Annotated in this window: 3 protein-coding genes; 2 read left to right on the forward strand and 1 reads right to left on the reverse strand. The window is 74.5% G+C overall.

Annotation, left to right across the window (positions count from 1 at the left end):
* Positions 1-171: 171 nt before the first annotated feature.
* Both E2E34_RS33275 and E2E34_RS33280 read left to right on the forward strand, forming a co-directional pair.
* Positions 172-654 carry a DUF456 domain-containing protein gene (locus tag E2E34_RS33275; RefSeq protein WP_167518439.1) on the forward strand — a complete coding sequence of 161 codons (483 nt, stop codon included), beginning with the start codon at positions 172-174 and terminating at the stop codon, positions 652-654.
* An 87-nt stretch (positions 655-741) separates the two neighbouring features.
* On the forward strand, positions 742-1,113 hold the full coding sequence (locus E2E34_RS33280) for a PPOX class F420-dependent oxidoreductase (protein ID WP_138905558.1): 372 nt from the start codon (positions 742-744) through the stop codon (positions 1,111-1,113).
* Positions 1,114-1,116: 3 nt separating this feature from the next.
* On the opposite strand, the gene E2E34_RS33285 is transcribed toward E2E34_RS33280, so the two are convergent.
* A complete protein-coding gene (locus tag E2E34_RS33285) occupies positions 1,117-2,484 on the reverse strand; it encodes a DNA-3-methyladenine glycosylase 2 family protein (protein ID WP_138905560.1) in 1,368 nt (455 codons plus the stop codon).
* Between the last annotated feature and the right edge of the window lie 75 nt (positions 2,485-2,559).

Raw genomic sequence — 2,559 nt, forward strand, 5'->3', positions numbered from 1 at the left:
AGGTGGCCGAGACGCTTCAGGAGAGCATGCTGCCGCAGGTCGCGCCCCGGATGGCCGGCTGCGACATCGCCACCCGCTACCTCCCCGGCACCACAGGCCGCCCGGACGCGACGGCGCTCCCCTCGCCGCCCCCGACCTGCGGCGGCCGCGTGGGGCGCGCACCCTGGACAGATGGGCGTGTGGCAGCTCCTTCTGGTCGGCCTCGTCATGCTGCTCGGCCTGCTCGGCGTACTGGTGCCGGGCGTACCGGGGCAGGCGATCGTCTGGGCGGCCGTGCTGTGGTGGGCGCTGGAGGACAAGACGGTGCTCGCCTGGGGTGTCCTGATCGGTGCGACCGGCCTGCTGCTGCTCGACCAGGCGCTCAAACCCCTGCTGCCGGCCCGCCGCCCCCAGGAGTCCGGCGCGCCGCAGCGGACGCTCATGGTGGGCGGGATCGCCGGGATCGCCGGCTTCTTCCTGCTGCCGGTGGTGGGCGCGGTCCTGGGGTTCGTCGGGGGCATCTACGGCGTGGAGCGGGCCCGGCTCGGCAGCCACGGCGGTGGCTGGGCCTCCACCCGTACGGTCATGCGTGCCATCGGCTACCCGGTGCTCGTGGAGCTGTTCGCCTGCCTGCTGGTCACCGGCACGTGGGTGGGCGTGCTGGTCTGGGGCTGACGGGGCGGGGCACCGCTCCCGGTGCGGCGGAAGTCCTAGGCCGCCGTACCGATGTGCCGGGAGGGTCGCGCGTGTGAGGGTGGCGTCATGACCGCATTCAGCGACGCCGAGCGCGCCTACCTCAGGACGCAGCGCCTGGGACGGATGGCGACCGTCGACCCGGAGGGCCGGCCGCAGGCGAACCCGGTCGGCTTCTTCCCGCAGGACGACGGGACGATACTGATCGGCGGATTCGCCCTGGGCACGACGAAGAAGTGGCGCAACCTCCAGACGAACCCGAAGGTCGCCCTGGTCGTCGACGACATCGTGAGCCTGAAGCCGTGGGCGGTGCGCGGGGTGGACATCCGGGGCGAGGCCGAGCTGCTGACCGGGCCGCACGACTTGGGACCGCACTTCAGCGAGGAGCTGATCCGGATCCACCCGCGGAAGATCCACAGCTGGGGTCTGGACGGCGACTGACGCTCAGGGGCGGCGGCCAGCCGTCCACAGATGCCGCACCGCGTACGACCTCCAGGGCCGCCACCGCGCCGCGCCGGCGGTGCCCTCCCCGCCGTCCGGCGCGACGTCCGGGTCCCCGAGGGCCCGCATCTGGATCAGGGCCGCCGTCCGCGCGGTGACCCCCGGCAGGGCCTTCAGCGCCCGCTCCGCCTCGTCGCGGTCGGCGCCGGGCCCGAGATGTACGACGCCGTCGGCGAGCGCGACCGCCAGCGCCCGCAGCGCCGGGTCCTCGGCCCCGGTGAGGGCGCCCGGCTCGGGAAAGACGTGCGTCAGCGCGCCGCACGGCTGGTCGAGCAGCTTCCCGTACGCCGCGACCAGACCGGCCGCCGCCGCCCGGCCGACCAGTGCCCGTACCGCGAACTCGTCCGGGTCGGCGGCGCCCGGCGAGCGCAGTCCCGGCCGGGCGGCGACCAGGGGCGCCAGCGCCGGATCGGCGGCGAGCCGCTCGTCGACGGCGTACGGGTCGGCGTCCAGGTCGAAGAGCCGGCGCAACCGCTGCACGGCGGTGGTGAGATCCCGCAGGTCGGTGAGGTGGATGCGGGCGTCGAGCCAGCCGGGGTGCGGGGTCTCGTCTACGGCGGCGATGCCCGTTCCGTACGGCAGGCGCAGGGTGCGCCGGTACGTGCGGGCGCCGCGCTCGCCGGCCACCTCCTCGACGCGCGGCACGGCCTCGTCCGCGAGGAGGTCGAAGACCTCGGCGGCGGCGTAGGCGCCGCGATACGCGAGTCGCAGCGGGATTCCGGCGGCGAGGGCGGGCCCCGTACGCGTACGGGCCTCTCGGGACTCGGTGCGCAGGAGGCTGGGGGTGCGGGCGTAGATCTGGCGGATGGTGTCGTTGAACTGCCGCACGCTCGCGAAGCCCGAGGCGAACGCGATCTCGGTCACCGGCAGCCCGGTGGTCTGGAGCAGCACGCGGGCGGTGTGGGCTCGCTGGGCGCGGGCGAGGGCGACGGGACCCGCGCCGAGTTCGCCGGTGAGCTGGCGCTGGACCTGCCGGGTGCTGTACCCGAGCCGGCCCGCGAGGCCCGGCACGCCTTCTCGGTCGACGATTCCGTCGCCGATCATCCGCATCGCGCGACCGACGACATCGGCGCGCGCGTTCCAGTCGGCGGATCCGGGTACGGCGTCGGGGCGGCAGCGGCGGCAGGCCCGGAACCCGTTGCCCTGGGCGGCGGCGGCTGTCGGGTAGAAGCGCACGTTCTCGCGCTTGGGGGTGACGGCGGGGCAACTCGGCCTGCAGTAGATGCCGGTGGTCACCACGGCGAAGAAGAACTCTCCGTCGAAGCGCGAGTCACGGCTGGTCACCGCCTCGTATTTGCTCTCTTCGTCCATCACGCCCCCAGTGTGCGCCGCCGAGGCCCCACCCACTCGCGGCTTCACGTCCGAAAGCCGCGAGTGGGTGGGGCC

It is taken from the genome of Streptomyces albidochromogenes, from assembly GCF_005981925.1.
Lineage (GTDB): Bacteria > Actinomycetota > Actinomycetes > Streptomycetales > Streptomycetaceae > Streptomyces > Streptomyces albidochromogenes.

Coding starts and splice junctions, on each gene's coding strand:
- E2E34_RS33285 (WP_138905560.1), bottom strand. CDS start 2,484: ATGGACGAAGAGAGCAAATACGAGGCGGTGACCAGCCGTGACTCGCGC.
- E2E34_RS33280 (WP_138905558.1), top strand. CDS start 742: ATGACCGCATTCAGCGACGCCGAGCGCGCCTACCTCAGGACGCAGCGC.
- E2E34_RS33275 (WP_167518439.1), top strand. CDS start 172: ATGGGCGTGTGGCAGCTCCTTCTGGTCGGCCTCGTCATGCTGCTCGGC.